Consider the following 23,513-nt stretch of genomic DNA (forward strand, 5'->3'; position numbering starts at 1 on the left):
GGGGGGGGGGGGTAGGGTGACTACCAGATCCCACCCCCCATACCTAGGCTAAAAATTGAGGAAAAAAAAGGAGGGGGGGTTGCCCCTTTCTCCCCCCCCCCCCCTACTGGTTCCGGCTCCGGGGAGCTCGGTTCTCAGATCTCGCCCCGCAGCTTGGCCAGTGCCTCGGCGAGGATCGCCTCGCCGTCGGCGTCGGTGCGCCGCTCGCGCACGTAGGCGAGGTGCGTCTTGTACGGCTCGTTGCGCGACGGCGCCGGGGGGTTGAGCTCGTCCTGCCCGGCCGGGAACCCGCAGCGCGGGCAGTCCCAGGTGTCCGGGATGACGGCGTCGGCGGCGAAGCTGGGGCGCGTCTCGTGCTTGTTGGCGCACCAGAAGGAGATCCGGTTGCGGGGGGCGGACTCGCCGCGCTCCGCCTCGCCCATCGGGCCGGCTCCGACTCTGCTGCCACGGATGGCGTTGCCACTTGCCACGGTCTGACTCCCTGCGTGCCCTTAACCGCCTGGTCCTGCCCAGGCTCTGCCGACTGGCCGCCCGCTGCGGGCAGCGGCAAGTTGTCCCAGTGTACGGAGCGGATAAGGATCTGTCCGCACCGCCTTCAGAACTGAGGCGCGATCAGCTCTTGACCTTGATCAGCAGACCCAGTACGACGATGCAGGCGAACCAGCAGAGGCCGACGATGATGGTGATGCGGTCCAGGTTCCGCTCGGCGACGGCCGAACCGCCACCGGCAGACATCGCGCCACCGCCGAACATGTCGGACAGACCGCCACCCTTCCCCTTGTGCAGCAGCACCAGGAGGATCATCAGGAAGCTGAAGATGATCAGGGCAATCGAGAACCCGAGAATCACGGCGGGACCACTCTCTCGTTCATGGGCGAAGGGCCGGACCACCCGGGAAGGTGGTCCGGCCCAAAGACTACGTTGCTGCGAGGGCGTTAGCCTACTGCCTGCTCGCGGTAACGCACGATCCGGACGAACTCGTCCGCCTCCAGCGAGGCTCCACCGACCAGCCCGCCGTCCACGTCCGGCTTGGCCATCAGGCCCGCGGCGCTGGAGGACTTCACCGAGCCGCCGTAGAGGATGCGCACCTTCTCGGCCAGCTCGGCGTCGTACAGCTCGGCCAGCCGGGCCCGGATCGCGGCGCAGACCTCCTGCGCGTCCTCGGGGGTGGCCACCTCGCCGGTGCCGATCGCCCAGACCGGCTCGTAGGCGATCACGAGGGACTCGGCGTGCGGCGCCGCCAGGCCCTCGAGCGCACCGTCCAGCTGCGCCAGGGTGTACTCGACGTGGGTGCCCGCCTTGCGGATCTCCAGCGGCTCGCCGATGCACAGGATCGGGGTGATCCCGTTGCGGTAGGCGGCCTTCACCTTGGCGTTGACGATCTCCTCGTTCTCGCCGTGGTACTGGCGGCGCTCCGAGTGGCCGATCACCGCGTAGGTGCACTTCAGCTTGGCCAGCATCGGGCCGGAGACCTCGCCGGTGTAGGCACCGGCGTCGTGCTGCGAGATGTCCTGGGCGCCGTACCTGATCTTCAGCTTGTCGCCGTCGACCAGGGTCTGCACCGAACGCAGGTCGGTGAACGGGACCAGGACGGCGACCTCGACCGCCTCGTAGTCCTTGTCGGCCAGCGCGAAGGCCAGCTTCTGGGTGTGCTGGATGGCCTCGAGGTGGTTGAGGTTCATCTTCCAGTTGCCCGCCATCAGCGGGAGACGCTCGGCCATGCTCAGTCCTCCAGAGCGGCGATGCCGGGGAGGGTCTTGCCCTCCAGGTACTCGAGGCTCGCTCCGCCGCCGGTCGAGATGTGACCGAACGCGTTCTCGTCGAAGCCCAGGATGCGGACCGCGGCGGCCGAGTCGCCACCGCCGACCACGGTGAAGCCGGGGCTGTCGAGCAGCCCCTGCGCGACGGCCTTGGTGCCGTTCGCGTAGTCCGGGTGCTCGAAGACGCCCATCGGACCGTTCCAGAACACGGTGCCCGCGTCCGCCAGCTTCGAGGTGTACAGCTCCCGCGTCTTCGGGCCGATGTCCAGGCCCTCCTGGTCGGCGGGGATCGCGTCGCTGGCCACCACGTCGAAGCTGGCCGGCGCCTTGGTCTTCAGGTCCGGGAAGTCCGCGGAGACCAGGACGTCCAGCGGCAGGACGAACTCCACGCCCCGCTTCTCGGCCTCGGCCAGGTACTCCAGGCACGTGTCCTTCTGGTCGGCCTGCAGCAGCGAGATGCCCACCTCGTGGCCCTTGGCCGCGAGGAAGGTGTACGCCATGCCGCCGCCGATCAGGATCCGGTCGGCCTTCTTCAGCAGGTTGTCGATCACCCCGAGCTTGTCGGAGACCTTGGCCCCGCCGAGCACCACCACGTAGGGGCGCTGCACGTCGTCGGTGAGCTTCTTCAGCACTCCGAGCTCGGTGGCGATCAGGTCGCCGACCGCGTGCGGCAGCCGCTTCGGCAGGTCGAAGACCGAGGCGTGCTTGCGGTGCACCGCGCCGAAGCCGTCGCCGACGTAGAGGTCGGCGAGCGCGGCCAGCGCGTCCGCGAAGGTGCCGCGCTCGGCGTCCTCCTTGCTGGTCTCGCCCGCGTTGAAGCGCAGGTTCTCCAGCAGCGTGACCTCGCCGTTCGCCAGGGCGGCGACGGTGGCCTTCGCACTGTCACCCACGGTGTCGGCCGCGAAGGAGACGGTCCGGCCGAGGATCTCGCCCAGGCGCACCGCGACGGGGGCGAGCGAGAACTGCGGGTCCGGCGCACCCTTGGGGCGGCCGAGGTGGGAGGCGACGATCACCTTGGCGCCGGCCTCGGCCAGCTTGGCGATCGTCGGGGCGACGGCGCGGATCCGGCCGTCGTCGGTGATGGTGGTGCCGTCCAGCGGCACGTTCAGGTCGGCGCGGACGAAAACCCGCCGGCCTTCGACACCGTCCTGGATGAGCTCGTCGATGGTCTTCACGGTCTCTCGGTCTCCTGGGAGAAGGGGTTGACGCTGGGAGTGGCGCAGCGTCGGGCCACCTAAGCAGGTACAGGTACTACACGGGTGGGCCCCGAGGGAAGGGCGGGCAGGGCCGGGGCCCGGAGGCGACGTGCACGGCCTCCGGGCCCCGGCCCTCACATCACGTCAGCTCCCGCTGGCTCAGAGCTGTCCACCGACCAGGGTGGTCAGGTTGACCAGGCGGTTCGAGTAGCCCCACTCGTTGTCGTACCAGCCGAGCACCTTGACCTGGTTGCCCTGAACCATGGTCAGCTGCGAGTCGAAGATGCAGGACGACGGGTCGTTCACGATGTCCGAGGAGACGATCGGGTCCTCGGTGTAGGCCAGGATGCCCTTCAGGGCGCCCTCGGCGGCCTTCTGGAAGGCCGCGTTGACCTCCTCCTTGGTGACCTCGCGCTCCAGGGTGACGACCAGGTCGGTGATCGAACCGGTCGGGACCGGGACGCGCAGCGAGGTGCCGTCCAGCTTGCCCTTGAGCTCCGGCAGCACCAGGGCGGTGGCCTTGGCGGCGCCGGTGGAGGTCGGGATGATGTTCTGCGACGCAGCCCGGGCGCGGCGCAGGTCCTTGTGCGGGAAGTCCAGGGTGACCTGGTCGTTCGTGAACGCGTGGACCGTGGTCATCAGGCCCTTGACGATGCCGAAGCTCTCGTTCAGCACCTTGGCCATCGGCGCCACGCAGTTGGTGGTGCAGGAGGCGTTGGAGATGATCGTGTGCTTGGCGGCGTCGTACTTGTCGTCGTTGACGCCCATCACGATGGTGACGTCCTCGTCGGTGGCGGGCGCCGAGATGATGACCTTCTTGGCGCCGGCGGCGAGGTGCTTCTTGGCGGCGTCGGCCTTGGTGAAGATGCCGGTGGACTCGACGACGATGTCGGCCCCCAGCTCGCCCCAGGGCAGGTTGGCGGGGTCGCGCTCGGCGGTGACCTTGAAGGTCTTGCCGTCGACGGTGATGCTGTCCTCGGTGTGCGAAACCTCACCCTGGAAGGTGCCCAGGGTGGTGTCATACTTCAGCAGGTGCGCCAGGGTCTTGGTGTCGGTCAGGTCGTTGACACCGACGATCTCGATGTCCGCGCCCTGGGACTTGACAGCGCGGAAGAAGTTGCGGCCGATGCGGCCGAATCCGTTGATGCCTACCCGGATCGTCACGAACCGATCTCCTCTGAGGTACGCCGGACTACGCCGACGGGGGTGGAAATACTGGGTTGTCCCCGACCACCCACGACCCTACCCCCCAGCGGCTCGCCCGAGCACATCCGTCCAGAGTCAAGCCGGTGGCGTGGCGCCGGGGCGACCCGGGGGCTCCCCGGTCGCCCGTCGCACCACGCCGCCGCCGCGCCTTCGCCGCGCGCTAGTTGAGCGCCATCTCCTCGGTGAGGTTCGCCTCGGTGCTGGGAAGTCCCAGCTCGAGCGCCCGCTTGTCGGCCATCGCGAGCAGCCGGCGGATCCGGCCGGCCACCGCGTCCTTGGTCAGCGGCGGGTCGGCGAGGGCGCCCAGCTCCTCCAGCGAGGCCTGCTTGTGCTGCATCCGCAGTTGGCCGGCGGCCGCCAGGTGCTCGGGCACCTCCTCGCCGAGGATCTCCAGCGCCCGCGCCACCCGGGCCCCGGCCGCCACCGCCGCCCGGGCCGAGCGGCGCAGGTTGGCGTCGTCGAAGTTGGCCAGCCGGTTGGCGGTGGCCCGCACCTCGCGCCGCAGCCGCCGCTCCTCCCAGGCCAGCACCGACTCGTGCGCGCCGAGCCGGGTCAACAGCGCACCGATCGCGTCACCGTCGCGGATCACCACCCGGTCGGCGCCGCGCACCTCGCGGGCCTTGGCCGGGATGCCGAGCCGGCGGGCCGCGCCGACCAGCGCCAGCGCCGCCTCGGAGCCGGGGCAGGTGATCTCCAGCGAGGAGGACCGGCCCGGCTCGGTGAGCGAGCCGTGCGCCAGGAAGGCACCGCGCCAGGCCGCCTCGGCGTCGCAGGTCGCACCGGAGACCACGGCCGGGGGCAGGCCCCGGATCGGCCGGCCCCGGCCGTCCACCAGCCCGGTCTGCCGGGCCAGCAACTCACCGTCCTTGATCACCCGGACCACGTACCGGCTGCCGCGCCGCAGCCCGCTGGGAGCCATCACCACCAGCTCGGAGGCGTGCCCGAAGATCTCCAGCAGGTCCTTGCGCAGCCGCCGGGCCGCAATGCCGGTGTCCAGCTCGGCCTCGATCACGATCCGACCGCTCACAATGTGCAGTCCGCCCGCGAAACGCAGGATCGCCGACACCTCGGCCTTGCGACAGCAGGCCCGGGTGACGGGGAGCCGGCTGATTTCGTCCTTCACCGCTGCCGTCATCGCCATGGGCCGATCCTTCCATGTGTCCGGAAAATCCGGTCGTACGCGGCCGCCAGAAGCTCCGGGTCGTGTCGCGGGGTGCCGTCGGCCGAGGCCACCGTGTCCAGCACCAACGACGCGCCCATCCGCTCGGCGGCCTTCTGCAGGCCGGCCAGGTCGGCCTGCCCGAAGGCACCGCCGGTGACCGCGCGCTCGTCCACCAGGATCGCATCCACACCGAGGTCCGGGGCGTGGTCGGCGATGACCTCAAGGTGACGCTGCGGGGTGAAGCCCTCGGTCTCCCCCGGCTGCGGGGCCAGGTTCAGGGTGAGCAGCCGGCGGGCCTTGGTGCCGATCAGCGCCTTGGCCAGGTCCGGCACCAGCAGGTGCGGCAGCACGCTGGTGAACCAGGAGCCGGGGCCGAGCACCACCCAGTCCGCCTCCAGCACCGCGGCCACCGCCTCCGGCACCGCGGGCGGCTCCTCGGGCAGCAGCCGGATCGACTGCACGGTGCCCGGGGTGCCCGCCACATCGGCCTGGCCGCGCACCGCGACCATCCGCGCCGGGTGGGCCGGGTCGTGGCCGCGCACCTGGGCCTCGATGTCCAGCGGGACCGCGGACATCGGCAGCACCCGGCCCTGCACGTTGAGCAGCCGGCCCACCCACTCCAGGGCGGCCACCGGGTCGCCGAGCTTCTCCCAGAGCGCCACGATCAGCAGGTTGCCCACCGCGTGGCCACCGAGCTCGCCGGAGCCGGTGAAGCGGTGCTGGAGCACCTCGGACCAGGTGCGGCCCCAGTCCTCGTCCCCGCACAGCGCGGCCAGCGCCTTGCGCAGGTCACCGGGCGGCAGCACGCCCAGCTCGGCGCGCAGCCGGCCGCTGGAGCCGCCGTCGTCGGCGACGGTGACCACCGCGGTCAGGTCGGAGGTGAGCCGGCGCAGCGCGGAGAGCGAGGCGGACAGGCCCTGCCCGCCGCCGAGCGCGGTGATCCGGGGGGCGCCGACCTGCCGGCCGGCGGCGGCCGCGGAACCCTTGGCCGCGGTGGCCGATCTGCGCTGTGCGCCCGGGGAGCCCCGCTCGGCGGCCTTGTGCTGGTATTGCCGCCCTGGCGAGTATCCCGTCACACCTACCCCAGTTTCCGTGCAGTCGGCGGAGCTGTGGGGACCGCCGTCACTCCCGTCCCATGTCGCGGTGCACCAGCACCGTTTCCACGCCGTCGGCGATCAGACGCTTCGTCAGCCGCTCCGACATGGCCACGCTGCGATGCTTGCCACCGGTGCAGCCTACGGCAAGCGTCATGTAGCGCTTGCCCTCCCGCCGATAACCCTCGGTGACGATGCGCAGGAGCTCGGCGTACCCGTCCAGGAACTCCCTGGCGCCCGGCTGCCGCAGGACGTAGTCGGACACCTCGGCGTCGGTACCGGTTCGGGCACGCAGCTCCGGGACCCAGTGCGGGTTGGGCAGGAAGCGGCAGTCCACCACCAGGTCGGCGTCGACCGGCAGGCCGTACTTGAAACCGAAGGACATCACGGTGCAGCGCAGTTCCGGTTCGTCGTGGTCGGCGAACTGGGCGTCCAGCTTGGCCCGCAGCTGGTGCACGTTGAGGTTCGAGGTGTCGATCACCAGGTCGGCCTCGCCGCGCAGCTCGCGCAGCAGGTCGCGCTCCTGGGCGATGCCGTCCACGATCCGGCCCTCGCCCTGCAACGGGTGCGGGCGGCGCACGCTCTCGAACCGGCGCACCAGGGCGTCGTCGTTGGACTCCAGGTAGACCACCCGCAGCCGGATGCCGCGCTTGTCCAGCTCCTCCAGCGAGGCCCGCAGGTCGTCGAAGAACTGCCGGCCGCGGACGTCGACCACCACGCCGATCCGGGCCACGGCGCCCTGCGAGCGGGCACCGAGGTCGACCATGGTGGGGATCAGGGCGGGCGGCAGGTTGTCCACCACGAACCAGCCCAGGTCCTCCAGGCACTTGGCGGCGGTGCTGCGGCCGGCCCCGGACATGCCGGAGATGATCACCAGCTCGGGGGCGGTCTCCTCCCCGACCTGCGGCCGGGTGGGAGCCCCGTCGTCGGACACTGTCACTTCGCTTCCCCGCTTTCGGTGCTGGCAACGTGCTGTTGCACGTCGTCCTCAATGATCTCGCCTGTGGCCGTGTTCACGGCGAATGCCGCGGGTGACCGGGAGGACAACGTCGCGACAACAGTCTCCGCGGTCCGGCGCCCGATGCCGGGCACCGCGCAGATCTCCTCGACGGTCGCGGCCCGCAGCTTCTTCACCGAGCCGAAGTGCTTGAGCAGCGCGGTGCGGCGGGTCTCGCCCAGGCCCGGGACGGCGTCCAGGCCGCCGCCGGTGAGCCGCTTGGCGCGCTTGCTGCGCTGGTAGGTGATCGCGAAGCGGTGCGCCTCGTCGCGCGCCCGCTGGAGCAGGTAGAGGCCCTCGCTGCTGCGCGGCAGCACCACCGGGTCGTCCTCGCCCGGCAGCCAGACCTCCTCCAGCCGCTTGGCCAGGCCGCAGAGCGCCACGTCGTCGATGCCGAGCTCGTCCAGTGCCCGCTGCGCGGCGGCCACCTGGGGCTGGCCGCCGTCGACCACCAGCAGTTGCGGCGGGTAGGCGAACCGCTTGGGCCTGCCGTCCTCGGTGGTGAGGGAGGCGTCGAGCTCCTCGGTGGCGTCCTCGCCGGCCTCGGGCACCGCCCACTCGCCGGTCTGCTCGCGCTCCTGGAGGTAGCGGCGGAACCGGCGGGTGATCACCTCGTGCATCGAGCGGACGTCGTCCTGCCCCTCGAAGCCCTTGATCTGGAAGCGGCGGTACTCGCTCTTGCGGGCCAGGCCGTCCTCGAAGACCACCATCGAGGCGACCACGTCCTGGCCCTGCAGGTGCGAGATGTCGAAGCACTCGATCCGCAGTGGGACCGAGTCCAGCTCCAGCGCGTCGGCGATCTCCTGGAGCGCCCGGCTGCGGGTGGTCAGGTCGGAGGCGCGCTTGGTCTTGTGCAGCGCCAGCGCCTGCTGGGCGTTGCGCGCCACGGTGGCCATCAGGTCCTTCTTGTCGCCGCGCTGCGGCACCCGCAGGTCCACCTGGGCGCCGCGCAGGCCGGTCAGCCACTCCTGCACCGGCGCGGCCGGCGCGGGCAGCGCGGGCACCAGCACCTCGCGCGGCACCGCCTCGCCCCCGAGCTCGCCGCCGGCGCCCCCGTAGAGCTGCTGCAGCGCGTGCTCGACCAGGGCGGCGGTGTCCACGTCCTCGACCTTGTCGGTGACCCAGCCGCGCTGGCCGCGCACCCGGCCGCCGCGGACGTGGAAGATCTGCACCGCGGCCTCCAACTCGTCCTCGGCCAGCGCCAGCAGGTCGGCGTCGGTGCCGTCGGCCAGCACCACCGCGTTCTTCTCCATCGCGCGCTTGAGCGCCTCGATGTCGTCGCGCAGCCGGGCCGCCTTCTCGTACTCCATCTCGGCCGCCGCCGCCCGCATCTGCTCTTCCAGCCGGCGCAGGTGGTTGCCGGTCCGTCCGGCCATGAAGTCGCAGAACTCCTCGGCCAGCTCGCGGTGGTCGGCCGCGTCGATCCTGCCGACGCAGGGCGCGGCGCACTTGCCGATGTAGCCGAGCAGGCAGGGGCGGCCGACCTGCTGGGCGCGCTTGAAGACGCCGGTGGAGCAGGTGCGCACCGGGAAGACCCGCAGCAGCAGGTCGACCGTCTCGCGGATCGCCCAGGCGTGGCCGTAGGGCCCGAAGTAGCGCACGCCCTTGCGGTGCGCCCCGCGCATCACCTGGACGCGGGGGAACTCCTCGTTCAGCGTGACGGCGAGCTCGGGGTAGCTCTTGTCGTCGCGGTACTTGACGTTGAAGCGGGGGTCGAACTCCTTGATCCAGGAGTACTCCAGCTGCAGCGCCTCGACCTCGGTGCCGACCACGGTCCACTCCACCGAGGCGGCGGTGGTGACCATGGTGGCGGTGCGCGGGTGCAGGTTCGCCAGGTCCTGGAAGTAGGAGGAGAGGCGCGGGCGCAGGCTCTTGGCCTTGCCGACGTAGATCACCCGGCCGTGCTCGTCCCGGAACCGGTAGACCCCGGGCGAGAGCGGGATCGCCCCGGGAGCCGGCCGGTAGGTGGACGGGTCAGCCATCGTGGTCCCCCTCGTGCAGCTCTGACTGGTGAAACCCTATCCCCAGCCGCCGCCCAGCCGGCGCCCAGCGGTCGCTCAGGTGGTGACCGTGAGGTTCCCGCCGGAGACGGTGACCTGGTAGGCGGGCAGCGGGCTCTGGGCCGGGCCGTTCGCCACGGTACCGTCGGCGAAGTTGAACCGGCTGCCGTGGCAGGGGCACTGGATCAGGTTCTTGGTCACCTGGTCGACCAGGCAACCGGCGTGCGTGCAGCGGGCGCTGAACGCCTTGTACTGGCCGGCGGTGGGCTGGGTCACCACGATCCGCTGGTCGGCGAAGACCTTGCCGCCGCCCACCGGCACCGCCGAGGCCGGGCCCAGGTCGACCGGGCCGGCCGAGGTCTGGGCGTCGCCCTTGGCGATGCTGTTGGTCGGGCCGCAGCCGGCCACCGCGAGCGCCGAGCCGCCGGCCAGCACCGCCGCTCCGCAGCAGAGCAGGGCGCGGCGGGTGGTGGTGGACTGCTCGGCGGCCTCGGCTGCGGCTGCGGACGGCGCGGTTGCGGACATCGCTTCGGACTCCCTGGGGTGCGGCTGGGCTGACCGGGCGCAGTCTAACCGCGCCGTGTGGGAGGTCCGGGCAAGGCGCCCGGACCTCCGACGGCGTCGCTACTTGCGGGTCCCGGCCGCCCGCTTGCGGGCCGAGCGCGGGGCCGGCACCGGCGCCTCGTCGGTCACCCGGTCGCCCAGGATGTCGCGCAGGAACTTGCCGGTGTGGCTGGCGGTCACCGCGGCCACCTGCTCCGGGGTGCCCTCGGCGATCACCGTGCCACCGCCGCTGCCGCCCTCGGGGCCCATGTCCACGATCCAGTCGGCGGTCTTGATCACATCGAGGTTGTGCTCGATGACGATCACCGTGTTGCCCTTCTCGACCAGACCGGTGAGCACCTTGATCAGCTTGCTGATGTCCTCGAAGTGCAGGCCGGTGGTCGGCTCGTCCAGCACGTAGACCGTGCGGCCGGTGGAGCGCTTCTGCAGTTCGGCGGCGAGCTTGACGCGCTGCGCCTCGCCGCCGGAGAGGGTGGGCGCGCTCTGGCCGAGCCGGACGTAGCCGAGGCCGACGTCGTTCAGGGTGCGCAGGTGGCGGGCGATCGCCGGCACCGCCTCGAAGAAGTGCAGCGCCTCCTCGATCGGCATGTCCAGCACCTCGGCGATGGACTTGCCCTTGTAGTGCACCTCCAGCGTCTCCCGGTTGTACCGGGCGCCGTGGCAGACCTCGCACGGGACGTAGACGTCCGGCAGGAAGTTCATCTCGATCTTGATGGTGCCGTCGCCGGAGCAGTTCTCGCAGCGGCCGCCCTTGACGTTGAACGAGAACCGGCCCTGCAGGTAGCCGCGCACCTTGGCCTCGGCGGTCTCCGCGAAGAGCTTGCGGACGTGGTCGAAGACGCCGGTGTAGGTGGCCGGGTTGGACCGCGGGGTGCGGCCGATCGGCGACTGGTCGACGTGCACCACCTTGTCCACCAGCTCGGTGCCGGTGATCCGGGTGTGCCGGCCGGGGACCGTGCGGGCGCCGTTCAGCTCGCGCGCCAGGTGGGTGTAGAGGATGTCGTTGACCAGGGTGGACTTGCCGGACCCCGAGACCCCGGTGATCGCCGTGAAGGTGCCCAGCGGGAAGGCGACGGTCAGGTCCTTGAGGTTGTTCTCGCGGGCGCCCTGCACCACCAGCTGGCGCTTCTTGTCCCGGTCCCGGCGGTTGGCCGGCACCGGGATGAAGCGCTTGCCGGAGAGGTACTGGCCGGTCAGCGACTGCTCGTTGGTCAGCAGCTCCTTGAGCGCGCCGGAGTGCACCACCTTGCCGCCGTGCTCGCCGGCGCCGGGGCCGATGTCCACCACCCAGTCCGCGGTCTTGATGGTGTCCTCGTCGTGCTCGACCACGATCAGCGTGTTGCCGATGTCGCGCAGCCGGACCAGGGTCTCGATCAGCCGGTGGTTGTCCCGCTGGTGCAGGCCGATCGAGGGCTCGTCCAGCACGTAGAGCACGCCGACCAGGCCGGAGCCGATCTGGGTGGCGAGCCGGATCCGCTGCGCCTCGCCGCCGGACAGGGTGCCGGCCGCGCGGTTCAGCGAGAGGTAGTCCAGGCCGACGTCGACCAGGAAGCGCAGCCGCTCGTTGACCTCCTTGAGCACCCGCTCGGCGATCTTCTTGTCCCGCGCGGTGAGCTTCATGCCGCTGAGGAACTCGGCGCAGTCGCTGATCGACATCGCCGAGACCTCGGCGATCGACCTGCCCTGCACGGTGACCGCGAGCACCACCGGCTTCAGCCGGGTGCCCTGGCAGGCCGGGCAGGGCACCTCGCGCATGTAGCCCTCGAAGCGCTCGCGACCGCTGTCGGTCTCCGCCTCCTGGTGCTTGCGCTGCACGAAGGGGATCACGCCCTCGTACCCGGTGACCCAGGAACGGGCCTTGCCGTAGCGGTTGTTGTAGCGCACCTCGACCTTGGCCTTGTGGCCGTAGAGCAGCGCCTTCTTCGCCCGGGCCGGCAGCCCGGCCCACGGGATGTCGGTGCGGAAGCCGAGCTCGCCGGCGAGCGCGTCGATCAGGTGGCCGAAGTACTCGCGGACGTGGCCGCCGGACCAGGGGTGGATGGCGCCCTCGTCGAGCGACTTCTCCTCGTCGGGGACCACCAGCTCGGGGTCCACCTCCATCCGGCTGCCCAGGCCGGTGCAGTCCGGGCAGGCGCCGAAGGGGGAGTTGAAGGAGAACGAGCGCGGCTCCAGCTCCTCGAACGACACGTCGTCGTAGGGGCAGTAGAGGTGCTCGGAGTACATCCGCTCGCGCTCGGGGTCGGCCGCGTCCAGGTCGACGAAGTCGAGCACCACCATGCCGCCGGAGAGCTTGAGCGCGGTCTCCACCGAGTCGGTCAGCCGGCGCTTGGCGCTCTCCTTGACGGTGAGGCGGTCGATCACCACCTCGATGGTGTGCTTCTCCTGCTTCTTGAGCTTGGGCGGCTCGGTCAGCTGGACGGTCTCGCCGTCCACCCGGGCCCGGGCGTAGCCCTTGGACTGCAGGTCGGCGAAGAGGTCGACGAACTCGCCCTTGCGCTCCCGGACCACCGGGCTGAGCACCTGGAAGCGGGTGCCCTCGGCCAGCTCCAGCACCTTGTCGACGATCGCCTGCGGGGACTGCTTGGCGATCGGGCGCCCGCAGTGCGGGCAGTGCGGCTTGCCGACCCGGGCGAAGAGCAGGCGCAGGTAGTCGTACACCTCGGTGATGGTGCCGACGGTGGAGCGCGGGTTGCGGTTGGTGGACTTCTGGTCGATCGAGACGGCCGGCGAGAGGCCCTCGATGAAGTCGACGTCGGGCTTGTCCATCTGGCCCAGGAACTGGCGGGCGTACGAGGAGAGCGACTCGACGTAGCGGCGCTGGCCCTCGGCGAAGATGGTGTCGAAGGCCAGCGAGGACTTGCCGGACCCGGAGAGACCCGTGAAGACGATCAGCGAGTCCCGGGGCAGGTCGAGCGAGACGTTCTTCAGGTTGTGCTCGCGAGCACCGCGGACGATGAGGCGGTCGGCCACTGCTACTGGCGCCTTTCTCCGGGGACGGACGGTGCGGCCCGGCGGTCCCCGTGGCACTCGGAACGGGCTCGGGGCGGGGCCGCAGACACTGCTTCCAGTTTCACCGATCAGCCTATAGATCAGGCGTTCGAATATCGAGCTCACCCAGCCGGAGCCACCCGAACGAGTGAAGCGCATCGCACTGACAACCGCCCGGATCCCGGGAAACCCGCTGTTCAGCGCCGCACCCGGCGATAGCCTTCGCCCTGCACACCCCGAAGGACGCCGACGGGGCTCCCGTCGAGCACCCAACGAGCACGACCGCCGCCCGGTCACGCGCCGGGGCCGCTCCGGTCGCGCTCGAGGCCCGCACCAGCGGCTCCGGCCGGACTCGAGTCCGGCACCGGGAATCCGCGGGGCCCGGACCGACTTGGCTAGTGATCGAAGAGCAGAGCAGAGCAGGACGCACCAGCAGCACGAAGCAGCGACCGACGACCAGCAAGGGGGCCCCTCCATGACGACCCAACCCAGCCGGCAGCCCGCACCGGCCGACCCGCACGCCGACCTGGCCCGGGTGGCCGAGAGCACCGAGCGCCTGCTGCACACCGTCGCCGGGCTCGACCCGAGCGCCGTGGCCGAGCCGTCCGCACTGCCCGGCTGGACCCGCGGCCACCTGCTGGCCCACCTGGCGCGCAACGCCGACTCGCTGGTCAACCTGGTCGAGTCGGCCCGCACCGGCACCGACATCCCGCAGTACGCCAGCGAGGACGCCCGCGAGGAGGGCATCCAGCAGGGCGCCGGCCGCCCGCTGGACGAGCAGCTCGCCGACCTGCGGGCCAGCGCCGCCCGGCTGGCCGAGGCCGCCGGCACGCTCCCCGAGGCAGCCTGGCAGGTGCAGCTCAAGCACCGCCACGGTTACACCTTCCCCGCCACCGACCTACCGTGGAAGCGACTGGCCGAGCTGGAGTACCACCACGTCGACCTGGCCGTCGGCTACACGGCCGCGCACTGGCCCGCGGAGTTCGCCGCCGCCGAGTTCGACAAGCTGGCCACCCGGTTCGCCACCCTGGACGGCCTGCCGGCGCTCCAGCTGGTCGCCGAGGACACCGGGGCCGAGGCCCTGCTCGGCCCGGCGGACCGCAGCGATGCGGCCGAGCTGCGGATCGAGGGCCCGATCCGGGCGCTCACCGCCTGGCTGTCCGGCCGCTCGGACGGGGACGGCCTGCAGGTGCACCGCGACGGCGGTCCGCTGGCCGACCCGCGGACCGCGCTGCCGAAGCTGCCGCCGATGGGCTGAGCCCCGAGACCTCTCCCCGCCTCTCGGGAGCGCGGGGAGCACCAACGGGCTCGCGCCCGGACCTGCCATCAGAAACGCCAGAGGAGCACCCAGTGAGCTACCACGGAGCCGTCAAGGTCGGCGGCCCGCCGGACGTGCGGGAACTCGCCCACCTGATCATCACCAAGGTCGCGGTCGGCCCGTTCGACAACAACGCCTACCTGCTGCGCTGCCGGGCCACCGACGAACAGCTGCTGATCGACGCCGCGGCCGACGCCCCGGTGCTGCTGGAGACGGTCGGCGAGCAGCTGGCCACCGTGGTCACCACGCACCGCCACCACGACCACTGGAACGCGCTGGCCGAGGTGGTGGCCGCCACCGGCGCCCGCACCGCGGCGGGGGTCCACGACGCCGAGGGCATCGAGGTGCCCACCGACCTGCTGCTGGCCGACGGCGACACCGTCCGGGTCGGCGACGTGGAGCTGACCGTGCGCCACCTGGTCGGCCACACCCCCGGCGCGATCGTGCTGATCTACGACGACCCGGAGGGGCACCCGCACGTCTTCACCGGTGACTGCCTCTTCCCCGGCGGGGTCGGCAACACCTGGAACGACAAGGCGGCCTTCGAGAGCCTCTACCGGGACGTCACCACCAAGCTGTTCGACGTGCTGCCGGACGAGTCCTGGGTCTACCCGGGCCACGGCAAGGACACCACGCTGGGCGCCGAGCGCCCGCAGCTGCCCGAGTGGCGCGAGCGCGGCTGGTAGGCCGCGCCCGCGCGCCGGCCGGCCCGGGCTGCGCCCGGGTCAGCCGGCCTCGACCGACCGCCGCGAGGCCCGCAGGCTGGTGAGGGTGGTGACGCCCAGCACCAGCACGATGAAGCCCAGCGAGACCGGGATGCCGATCTGCGGCACCGGTACCCCGCTCTCGTGCAGCGCGTGCAGCACCAGCTTCACGCCGATGAAGCCGAGGATCAGCGAGAGCCCGTAGGACAGGTGCACCAGCCGCTCCAGCAGCCCGCCGATCAGGAAGTACAGCTGGCGCAGGCCCATCAGCGCGAAGGCGTTGGCGGTGAAGACGATGTACGGGTCCTGGGTCAGACCGAAGATCGCCGGGATCGAGTCCAGCGCGAAGAGCAGGTCGGTGGTGCCGATCGCGATCATCACCACGGTCAGCGTGGAGACGGCCGGGAAGCGCCGCCGGACCAGCAGCAGCAGCTTGTTCTCCTGGTACTGCTCGTCCTGGTGCCCCTTGCGCGCCTCCTTGAGCAGCTTCCACGCGGTCCACACCAGGAAGGCGCCGAAGAAGTAGAAGACCCAGGAGAAGGTGGCGATCAGCGCCGCGCCGCCGGCGATGAAGAGCGCCCGCAGCACCAGGGCGATGATCACGCCGAACATCAGCACCCGCTGCTGGTGGATCCTGGGCACCGCGAACTTCGCCATGATCAGCACGAAGACGAAGAGGTTGTCGACGCTCAACGACTTCTCGGTGACGTAGCCGGCGAAGAACTCACCGGCCGGACGGGCGCCGCCGTGCCACCAGAGGAAGCCGCCGAAGAGCGCCGCCAGCGCCACCCAGACCGCGGTCCAGGTGCCGGCCTCCTTGATCGAGACCTCGTGCGGCTTGCGGCCGCCGATGAAGAAGTCGGCGGCGATCAGGGCGACCAGCACCCCGATGGTGATCGCCCACAGGGCGGGGGAAACGTGCACGGGATTGCTCCTCCGGCATCCGTCGTCTGCCGGAGGTCTCTTCCGCCCGCGCCGCGAGGCGGGGGCCGGCGCTCCCGGGTCGGCCGGTCCGCGGCCGCCGTGATGACGGGAACACCGTCGGGGAATACTCCCCTCCGTTCCCAAGAAGGGTAACAGCTTCTCCCAAGAGAAGGTAAAGGGAAGCGCTCCGGACCGGCGGCTGCCGAGCCGCCCGCCGGGCCTAGAGGAACGGCTCGATCGCCGGCAGCAGGTCCTGGAAGGTGCGGGCCTTGGCCGGGGCGCCGATCGCCTGCATCCCCCAGCCGCCGGCCGGGTCGCGGTAGACCTTGGCCATGATCTGCCCGGTGTGCGCGCCGCCGCCGGTCAGCTCGTAGCGGGCCAGCTCCTGCCCGGTGCCCTCGTCGATCAGCCGGCAGTGCGCGTTCTGCACCTCGGCGAAGGTCTGCCCGGTGTACGAGCTGACGGTGAAGACGACCTGGGTGATCCGCTCCGGGATCCGGGCCAGGTCGACCACGATCGACTCGTCGTCGCCGCCCGCGCCGGTGCCGCCGACCAGGTTGTCGCCGGTGTGCCGGACCGAGCCGTCCTTGCTCACCAGCTGCTGGAAGAAGACCACGTCGGCCGGGGTGCGCTCGGCGTAGAGCAGGGCCGAGGCGTCCAGGTCGATCTGCCGGGTCCGGCTGCCGAACAGGCCGCGCTTGGGTGCGGCCCGCCAGCCGAGGCCCATCCGGACCAGGCTCAAGGTCTCGCCACCCGCCTTGCGCAGGCTCACCTGCTGACCCTTGGTCAGGTTCACTGACACGGTGTTCTCCCCTCATCTCGGCCCGTGTGCGTCGCTCGCACACCCGACCCAGCGTCGGAACACCCCGCTGCCGTCCCCCGGCTGAGGCCCCCTGGCTGCTGTCCGCCCGGTACGTCGCCTGCCAACCCTAGGGCCTCGGGGTGCGCCCCACCAGGGGCGCCCCCGCCACGTCAAGCCTCCTGCTACGCGATTCCAGCCTCCTTCAAGCGGCGCAGCTCCTTCTTCAGCTCCTTGACCTCGTCGCGCAACCTGGCGGCCACCTCGAACTGCAGCTCGGCCGCGGCCGCGTGCATCCGCTCGGTCATCTCCTGGATGGTCCCGGCCAGCTCCACCGCGGGCAGGCTGCCGGCCTTGGCCCGGTCGGTGACCTTCTCGGCGCCGAGCGCCGGGACCGGGGCCTTGCCCTTGCCCTTGCCGGCGGCCCGGTAGCCGGTGTTGAGCAGCTCCTCGGTGTCCACCTCCTCGCGGGCTAGGGTGTCCAGGATGTCGCCGATCTTCTTGCGCAGCGGCTGCGGGTCGATCCCGTGCTTCTCGTTGTAGGCCTGCTGGACGGCGCGGCGGCGGTTGGTCTCCTCGATCGCCTTCTCCATCGCCGCGGTGATCTTGTCCGCGTACATGTGGACCTGGCCGGAGACGTTTCGGGCGGCGCGGCCGATGGTCTGGATCAGCGAGGTGCCGGAGCGCAGGAAGCCCTCCTTGTCCGCGTCCAGGATCGCCACCAGCGAGACCTCGGGCAGGTCGAGGCCCTCGCGCAGCAGGTTGATGCCGACCAGCACGTCGTACCTGCCGGCCCGCAGCTCGCGCAGCAGCTCGACCCGGCGCAGCGTGTCGATGTCGCTGTGCAGGTAGCGGACCCGGATGTCCAGGCCGAGCAGGTAGTCGGTGAGGTCCTCGGACATCTTCTTGGTCAGCGTGGTGACCAGCACCCGCTCGTCCCGCTCGACCCGCAGCCGGATCTCGTGCACCAGGTCGTCGATCTGGCCCTCGGTCGGCTTGACGATCACCTCGGGGTCGATCAGGCCGGTCGGGCGGATGATCTGCTCGACCTGGCCGTCGCCGCGGGAGAGCTCGTAGGGGCCCGGGGTGGCCGAGAGGTAGACGGTCTGGCCGATCCGCCCCAGGAACTCCTCCCACTTGAGCGGGCGGTTGTCCATCGCCGAGGGCAGCCGGAAGCCGTGCTCGACCAGGGTCCGCTTGCGGGAGGCGTCGCCCTCGTACATCGCGCCGATCTGCGGGACGGTGACGTGCGACTCGTCGATCACCAGGAGGAAGTCCTCCGGGAAGTAGTCGAGCAGCGTGTTGGGCGCGGTGCCCGGCTCGCGGCCGTCGAAGTGCATCGAGTAGTTCTCCACGCCGGCGCAGCTGCCGATCTGGCGCAGCATCTCGATGTCGTAGGTGGTGCGCATCCGCAGCCGCTGGGCCTCCAGCAGCTTGCCCTGCTTCTCCAGGGTGGCCAGCCGCTCCGCCAGCTCGTCCTCGATCCCGGCGACCGCGCGCTCCATCCGCTCCGGCCCGGCCACGTAGTGCGAGGCGGGGAAGACGAAGACCGAGTCGTGCTGCTTGATGATCTCGCCGGTCAGCGGGTGCAGGGTGTAGAGCGACTCGATCTCGTCGCCGAACATCTCGATCCGCAGCGCCAGCTCCTCGTACACCGGGAAGATCTCCACGGTGTCGCCGCGGACCCGGAAGGTGCCGCGGGTGAAGGCCAGGTCGTTGCGGGTGTACTGGATGTCGACGAAGCGGCGCAGCAGCGCGTCCCGGTCGAGCTCCTCGCCGACCTTGAGCGGGACCATCCGGTCCACGTACTCCTGCGGGGTGCCCAGGCCGTAGATGCAGGAGACCGAGGCGACCACCACCACGTCCCGGCGGGTGAGCAGCGAGTTGGTGGCCGAGTGGCGCAGCCGCTCGACCTCCTCGTTGATCGAGGAGTCCTTCTCGATGTAGGTGTCCGTCTGCGGGACGTAGGCCTCGGGCTGGTAGTAGTCGTAGTACGAGACGAAGTACTCGACCGCGTTGTTCGGCAGCAGCTCGCGGAACTCGTTGGCCAGCTGGGCGGCGAGCGTCTTGTTCGGCGCCAGCACCAGGGTGGGGCGCTGGAGCTGCTCGATCATCCAGGCGGTGGTGGCGGACTTGCCGGTGCCGGTGGCGCCGAGCAGGACGACGTCCCGCTCCCCGGCGCGGATCCGGCGGGACAGCTCGGCGATGGCCGCGGGCTGGTCACCGTTCGGCTGGTAGGGGCTGACGACCTCGAAGGGCGCCTCGGTCCGCTGAATGCTCGTGATGGGTCGCACGGTCCCACCGTACGACCCACCACCGACAGCCGGGGCGATCTTTTTCCAGCGGGCCCTTTGCCGGCGGGCGCTTCACCGGCGGGCCCGCGGCCCGGCTTCGGCTACCGGGCCGAGTCGCGGGCCAGCGCGACCAGGCGGGAGACCGCCCGCAGGTACTTCTTGCGGTAGCCGCCGCGCAGCATCTCCTCCGGGAAGACCTGGTCGAACGGGATCCCGGAGGCGGTGATCGGCAGCTCGCGGTCGTACATCCGGTCGGCCAGCACCACCAGGCGCAGCGCGGTGGACTGGTCGGTCACCTGGCACACCCCGCGCAGGAAGACCGCGTGCACGTCGTCCAGCAGCGCGCCGTAGCGGCTGGGGTGCACCACCGAGAGGTGGTCCAGCAGGTCGCCGAAGTCGTCCAGCGAGGCGCCCGGGGCGTCGGCGGCACGCTTGGCCACGTCCTCGTCGGAGTACGGCGGCGGGGCGGCGGGCAGGCCGCGGTGCCGGTAGTCCTGGCCGTCGATCCGCACCGAGCGGAAGTGCGCCGAGAGCCCCTGGATCTCGCGCAGGAAGTCGGTGGCGGCGAACCGGCCCTCGCCCAGCTTCTCGGGCAGCGTGTTCGAGGTGGCGGCCAGCTTGACCCCGGCCTCGACCAACCGGGAGAGCAGGGTGGAGACCAGCACGGTGTCGCCCGGGTCGTCCAGCTCGAACTCGTCGATGCAGAGCAGCCGGTGCCCCGACAGGGTCTGCACGGCCTGCTGGAAGCCGAGCGCGCCGACCAGGTTGGTCAGCTCGACGAAGGTGCCGAAGGCCTTGGGGCCGGGGGCCGCGTGCCAGAGCGAGGCCAGCAGGTGGGTCTTGCCGACGCCGTAGCCGCCGTCGAGGTAGACCCCGGCCGGGCCGGCCGGCGCCTTGGGCGCCTTGCGGAACCAGCCGGCGCGCTTGGCCGGCGCCGGCGAGGTCAGCTGGGCGGCGAACTGCTCCAGCACCGTGACCGCCTCGGCCTGGCTGGGCTGGGTCGCGTCGGGCAGGTAGGAGCCGAAGCTGACGCCGGCGAACCGCGGCGGCGGGACCATCTCGGCCACCAGGCGCTCGGCCGGGACCACCGGGCGGCGCGCGGTCAGCGCGAGCGGGGAACCGGTGACCGTGGTTCCGACTATGGCTTCGGGGTGAGAGGCAGCTGGCACGGTAGTAAAGGGTAGTCGGCGTGGAAGACTCCCACTCATGCGCCAGTTGATCCGTCCGTCACACTCCCCCGCCGCCCCCGAGCCCCTGGACTCGCTCGAATCCCTGGCCGAGACCTACGCCTACCCCGCACAGGTGGCCGCCGGCCGCCCGTGGCTGCGGGCCAACATGGTCTCCTCGCTGGACGGGGCGGCCAAGCTGGCGGGCCTGTCCGAGGGGCTCTCCGGGGACGCGGACAAGCGGATCTTCGGGGTGCTGCGGGCGCTGGCCGACGTGGTGCTGGTGGGCGCCGAGACGGTGCGGGCCGAGGGCTACCGCCCGGCCCGGGCGCGCCGGGAGTTCGCGGCGGCGCGCGCGGCGGCCGGGCAGGCGCCGGCGCCGGCCATCGCGATCGTCAGCCGCAGCCTGCGGCTGGACCTGACCGCGCCGCTGTTCACCGAGCCGCTGGTGCGCACCGTGGTGATCGCGCCCGCGGACGCGCCGGCCGCCGCCCGGGCCGCGGTGGCCGAGGTGGCCGACCTGATCACCGCCGGCGCGGGCACGGTGGACCTGCCCGCGGCGGTGGCGCAGCTGACCGCGCGCGGCTGGACCCGGCAGCTGACCGAGGGCGGCCCGCGGCTGCTGGCCCAGCTCGCCGCGGCCGGCCTGCTGGACGAGCTGTGCCTCTCGCTCGCCCCGCTGGTCACCGGTGGGGACGCGCCACGTGTCATGCACGGAGTCGAAATGGCTGACGCGCAGCGGATGCGGCTGGTCTCATTGATCGAGCAGAAAGGTTTCCTCTTCACCCGCTACTGCCGCACCCCCGAGTAGCGCCGTCCCCGGTCCCGTGGCCCGTGTGCCACGTGTGCCGCGTGAGGAAAGCTTCCTCCGGGCACTATGGGAGGGGACACCGGACCCCGGGGGCCTGCAACACGGAAGGGACTCTCGTGTTCAAGACCGTACTGCTGATCGAAAAGGCACTCTCCGACGCCGACGTGGAGCTGGTCACCACGCTGCACGGCGAGGAGAAGGTCTCCTTCGTCGTCCTGATGCAGCCCCGCGGCAGGCAGGACGAACTGTTGCGCGCCCTGGACGACGTGGCGCTCGGCCATCTCGACAAGGCGGTGCACGAACACGACCCGGGCAACGGGCCCGCCGTGGCGGCCGAGTCGCTCGAGCACAGCCTGCGCCACCTGCGCAGCGCCGGGGCCGAGGCGGCGGGCCGGGTGGTCGAGGCGGACCCGCTGGACAGCCTGCGCGCGGTGGTCGAGGAGACCGGGGCGGACGAGGTGCTGGTGCTCACCGCGCCGCACTTCGTGGAGGAGTTCTTCCACCGCGACTGGGCCTCCAAGGCCCGGCACAAGGTCGGCGTCCCGGTGCTGAAGCTCTTCGCCAGCGAGTCCTGAGCCCCCGCCGGTGGTGCAGAATCGTCCTTGCGGGAACGCCCGCGAGGACGATTCCGCACTTGTGCACCCCCGCACCGGTGCGCCGCTCCGCCCGTCAGCTCGCCCCTCAGCCCCGGAGATCGCCTTGAACGACGCCGCGCACGACCTGCACGCCCCGCACTTCATCGGCATCGGCGGGGCCGGCATGTCGGGCCTCGCCAAGATCCTCGCGGTGCGCGGGGCCAAGGTCTCCGGCAGCGACGCCAAGGAGTCCCAGACCGTGCTGGCGCTGCGCGAGCTGGGCGCCACCGTGCAGGTCGGCCACGCCGCCGAGAACGTGCCGGACGGCGCCAGCAGCATCGTGGTCTCCAGCGCCATCCGGGCCGACAACCCGGAGCTGGCCGCGGCGCGCGAGCGCGGCATCCCGGTGGTGCACCGCTCCGACGCGCTCGCCGCGCTGATGGGCGGGCGCCGGGCGCTGGCGGTGGCCGGCACCCACGGCAAGACCACCACCACCAGCATGCTGGCCGTGGCACTCGGCGCGCTGGACCTGGACCCGTCCTACGCGATCGGCGGCGACCTGGACGCCCCCGGCAGCAACGCCCACCACGGCACCGGCGAGATCTTCGTGGCCGAGGCCGACGAGAGCGACCGCAGCTTCCACAAGTACGCGCCCGAGGTGGCGATCGTGCTCAACGTGGAGCTCGACCACCACGCCAACTACGCCTCGATGGACGAGATCTACGAATCCTTCGAGACCTTCGTCGGACGCCTGACGCCCGGCGGCACGCTGGTGGTCTCCGCCGACCACGAGGGCGCCCGGGAGCTGACCGCGCGGGTGGCGGCCACGGCCGCGCAGCACCCCGGCGGGCTGAACGTCGTGACGGTGGGCGCCGCGGCGGACGCCACCGTCCGGGTCGTCTCGGTGCAGCCGCGCGGCATGACCAGCGAGGTCACCGTGGTGCTGGACGGCACCGAGCTGACCTTCACCGTCTCGGTGCCCGGCCGGCACTACGCGCACAACGCGGTGGCCGCGCTGGCCGCCGGGGTGGCGCTCGGGGTGCCCGCCGCGGAGCTGGCCAAGGCGCTGGGGGCGTACACCGGCGTGCGCCGGCGGCTGCAGCTCAAGGGCGAGGCGCGCGGCGTGCAGGTGATCGACTCCTACGCGCACCACCCCACCGAGATGACCGCCGACCTGGAGGCGATCCGCGAGGCCACCACCGGCCGGGTGCTGGTGGTCTTCCAGCCGCACCTGTTCAGCCGCACCCAGCAGCTGGCCGAGGAGATGGGCCAGGCGCTGGCGCTGGCCGACTCCTCGGTGGTGCTCGACATCTACCCGGCCCGCGAGGACCCGATCCCGGGCGTGACCAGCGAGCTGATCATCGACGCCGCCCACCGGGCCGGCGCCGAGGTCGCCGCCGAGCACGAGTTCGCGGCCGCCGCCGAGGTGCTGGCCAAGCTGGCCGCGCCCGGCGACCTGGTGCTGACCATGGGCGCCGGGGACGTCACCGACCTCGGCCCGGAAATTCTCCGGCAGCTCTCCGCTGTTGCGGTCTGAGGGAGGTCGACGATGAGCTACGAGATCGAGAAGTCCGAGGCGGAGTGGCGCGCCCAGCTCAGCCCGGAGGAGTACCACGTGCTGCGCGAGGCGGGCACCGAGCGCCCGTTCGTCGGGGAGTACACCGACACCAGGACGGAGGGCGTCTACAGCTGCCGGGCCTGCGGCGGCGAGCTGTTCAGCTCCACCACCAAGTTCGAGAGCCACTGCGGCTGGCCGTCGTACTACGCGCCGCTGGCCGAGGACCGGGTCCAGTACATCGAGGACGACACCCACGGCATGCGCCGCGTCGAGGTGCGCTGCGCCCGCTGCGGCAGCCACCTGGGCCACGTCTTCGAGGGCGAGGGCTACCCGACCCCGACCGACCAGCGCTACTGCATCAACAGCATCTCGCTCACCCTGCGCCCGGCGGAGTGAG

General features: G+C 71.5%; 21 protein-coding genes. 6 read left to right on the forward strand and 15 right to left on the reverse strand.

Annotated elements, in window-relative coordinates:
* Positions 1-134: 134 nt before the first annotated feature.
* From ACQRUO_RS10680 to uvrA, 11 genes are all read right to left on the reverse strand, one after another.
* Positions 135-470, reverse strand: coding sequence for an RNA polymerase-binding protein RbpA (locus ACQRUO_RS10680; protein ID WP_428315547.1), 336 nt, complete (start codon positions 468-470; stop codon positions 135-137).
* Positions 471-612: 142 nt separating this feature from the next.
* Complete coding sequence (gene secG, locus ACQRUO_RS10685) at positions 613-849, reverse strand: preprotein translocase subunit SecG (protein WP_428315548.1); 237 nt, start codon at positions 847-849, stop codon at positions 613-615.
* 86 nt (positions 850-935) lie between these two features.
* The gene (tpiA, locus tag ACQRUO_RS10690; RefSeq protein ID WP_428315549.1) at positions 936-1,721 is read right to left on the reverse strand and encodes a triose-phosphate isomerase; all 786 of its coding nucleotides are present in this window, start codon (positions 1,719-1,721) and stop codon (positions 936-938) included.
* A gap of 2 nt (positions 1,722-1,723) precedes the next feature.
* Positions 1,724-2,935: a phosphoglycerate kinase gene (locus ACQRUO_RS10695; protein WP_428315550.1), complete on the reverse strand. Its 1,212-nt coding sequence runs from the start codon at positions 2,933-2,935 to the stop codon at positions 1,724-1,726.
* A 180-nt stretch (positions 2,936-3,115) separates the two neighbouring features.
* Positions 3,116-4,120, reverse strand: coding sequence for a type I glyceraldehyde-3-phosphate dehydrogenase (gene gap / locus ACQRUO_RS10700; RefSeq protein ID WP_428315551.1), 1,005 nt, complete (start codon positions 4,118-4,120; stop codon positions 3,116-3,118).
* 202 nt (positions 4,121-4,322) lie between these two features.
* Positions 4,323-5,303 carry a DNA-binding protein WhiA gene (gene whiA / locus ACQRUO_RS10705; protein ID WP_428315552.1) on the reverse strand — a complete coding sequence of 327 codons (981 nt, stop codon included), beginning with the start codon at positions 5,301-5,303 and terminating at the stop codon, positions 4,323-4,325.
* Positions 5,294-6,400: a gluconeogenesis factor YvcK family protein gene (locus tag ACQRUO_RS10710; RefSeq protein ID WP_428315553.1), complete on the reverse strand. Its 1,107-nt coding sequence runs from the start codon at positions 6,398-6,400 to the stop codon at positions 5,294-5,296. Before ACQRUO_RS10710 ends, whiA begins: the two co-directional genes overlap by 10 nt.
* 46 nt (positions 6,401-6,446) lie before the next feature.
* Positions 6,447-7,358 carry an RNase adapter RapZ gene (rapZ, locus tag ACQRUO_RS10715; protein ID WP_428315554.1) on the reverse strand — a complete coding sequence of 304 codons (912 nt, stop codon included), beginning with the start codon at positions 7,356-7,358 and terminating at the stop codon, positions 6,447-6,449.
* On the reverse strand, positions 7,355-9,397 hold the full coding sequence (gene uvrC / locus ACQRUO_RS10720) for an excinuclease ABC subunit UvrC (protein WP_428315555.1): 2,043 nt from the start codon (positions 9,395-9,397) through the stop codon (positions 7,355-7,357). Before uvrC ends, rapZ begins: the two co-directional genes overlap by 4 nt.
* A gap of 75 nt (positions 9,398-9,472) precedes the next feature.
* Positions 9,473-9,940, reverse strand: coding sequence for a Rieske (2Fe-2S) protein (locus ACQRUO_RS10725; RefSeq protein ID WP_428315556.1), 468 nt, complete (start codon positions 9,938-9,940; stop codon positions 9,473-9,475).
* 99 nt (positions 9,941-10,039) lie between these two features.
* Positions 10,040-12,949 carry an excinuclease ABC subunit UvrA gene (gene uvrA / locus ACQRUO_RS10730; protein ID WP_428315557.1) on the reverse strand — a complete coding sequence of 970 codons (2,910 nt, stop codon included), beginning with the start codon at positions 12,947-12,949 and terminating at the stop codon, positions 10,040-10,042.
* 493 nt (positions 12,950-13,442) lie between these two features.
* Here uvrA and ACQRUO_RS10735 point away from each other — a divergent pair, with 493 nt between their 5' ends.
* Both ACQRUO_RS10735 and ACQRUO_RS10740 read left to right on the forward strand, forming a co-directional pair.
* Positions 13,443-14,225 carry a maleylpyruvate isomerase family mycothiol-dependent enzyme gene (locus ACQRUO_RS10735; protein ID WP_428315558.1) on the forward strand — a complete coding sequence of 261 codons (783 nt, stop codon included), beginning with the start codon at positions 13,443-13,445 and terminating at the stop codon, positions 14,223-14,225.
* 92 nt (positions 14,226-14,317) lie between these two features.
* The gene (locus ACQRUO_RS10740) at positions 14,318-14,971 is read left to right on the forward strand and encodes an MBL fold metallo-hydrolase (RefSeq protein WP_428315559.1); all 654 of its coding nucleotides are present in this window, start codon (positions 14,318-14,320) and stop codon (positions 14,969-14,971) included.
* 39 nt (positions 14,972-15,010) lie between these two features.
* Here ACQRUO_RS10740 and ACQRUO_RS10745 read toward each other — a convergent pair whose 3' ends face one another.
* The 4 genes from ACQRUO_RS10745 to zapE all read right to left on the reverse strand — a co-directional run bounded on the left by ACQRUO_RS10745 (position 15,011) and on the right by zapE (position 20,214).
* Positions 15,011-15,913, reverse strand: a complete 903-nt coding sequence (locus tag ACQRUO_RS10745) for a TerC family protein (RefSeq protein ID WP_428315560.1) — start codon at positions 15,911-15,913, stop codon at positions 15,011-15,013.
* A gap of 220 nt (positions 15,914-16,133) precedes the next feature.
* A complete protein-coding gene (locus ACQRUO_RS10750) occupies positions 16,134-16,715 on the reverse strand; it encodes a TerD family protein (RefSeq protein ID WP_428315561.1) in 582 nt (193 codons plus the stop codon).
* Positions 16,716-16,897: 182 nt separating this feature from the next.
* Positions 16,898-19,006 (reverse strand): excinuclease ABC subunit UvrB, encoded by a 2,109-nt coding sequence (gene uvrB / locus ACQRUO_RS10755; RefSeq protein WP_428315562.1) that lies wholly within the window; start codon positions 19,004-19,006, stop codon positions 16,898-16,900.
* Between the two features lie 101 nt (positions 19,007-19,107).
* A complete protein-coding gene (gene zapE / locus ACQRUO_RS10760; RefSeq protein ID WP_428315563.1) occupies positions 19,108-20,214 on the reverse strand; it encodes a cell division protein ZapE in 1,107 nt (368 codons plus the stop codon).
* Between zapE and ACQRUO_RS10765 the strand changes: the two genes are divergently transcribed.
* The 4 genes from ACQRUO_RS10765 to msrB all read left to right on the forward strand — a co-directional run bounded on the left by ACQRUO_RS10765 (position 20,213) and on the right by msrB (position 23,512).
* Entirely contained in the window at positions 20,213-20,983 is a 771-nt protein-coding gene (locus ACQRUO_RS10765) for a dihydrofolate reductase family protein (RefSeq protein ID WP_428315564.1), read from the forward strand. The genes zapE and ACQRUO_RS10765 overlap by 2 nt on opposite strands.
* Before the next feature lie 116 nt (positions 20,984-21,099).
* Positions 21,100-21,558 (forward strand): indole-3-glycerol phosphate synthase, encoded by a 459-nt coding sequence (locus ACQRUO_RS10770; RefSeq protein WP_428315565.1) that lies wholly within the window; start codon positions 21,100-21,102, stop codon positions 21,556-21,558.
* 124 nt (positions 21,559-21,682) lie between these two features.
* Complete coding sequence (gene murC, locus ACQRUO_RS10775; RefSeq protein WP_428315566.1) at positions 21,683-23,095, forward strand: UDP-N-acetylmuramate--L-alanine ligase; 1,413 nt, start codon at positions 21,683-21,685, stop codon at positions 23,093-23,095.
* A gap of 12 nt (positions 23,096-23,107) precedes the next feature.
* Positions 23,108-23,512: a peptide-methionine (R)-S-oxide reductase MsrB gene (gene msrB, locus ACQRUO_RS10780; RefSeq protein ID WP_428315567.1), complete on the forward strand. Its 405-nt coding sequence runs from the start codon at positions 23,108-23,110 to the stop codon at positions 23,510-23,512.
* The last annotated feature ends 1 nt before the right edge of the window (position 23,513 follow it).

Origin of the sequence: Kitasatospora sp. LaBMicrA B282, assembly GCF_050325825.1 — a bacterium.
Taxonomy (GTDB): Bacteria; Actinomycetota; Actinomycetes; order Streptomycetales; family Streptomycetaceae; genus Kitasatospora.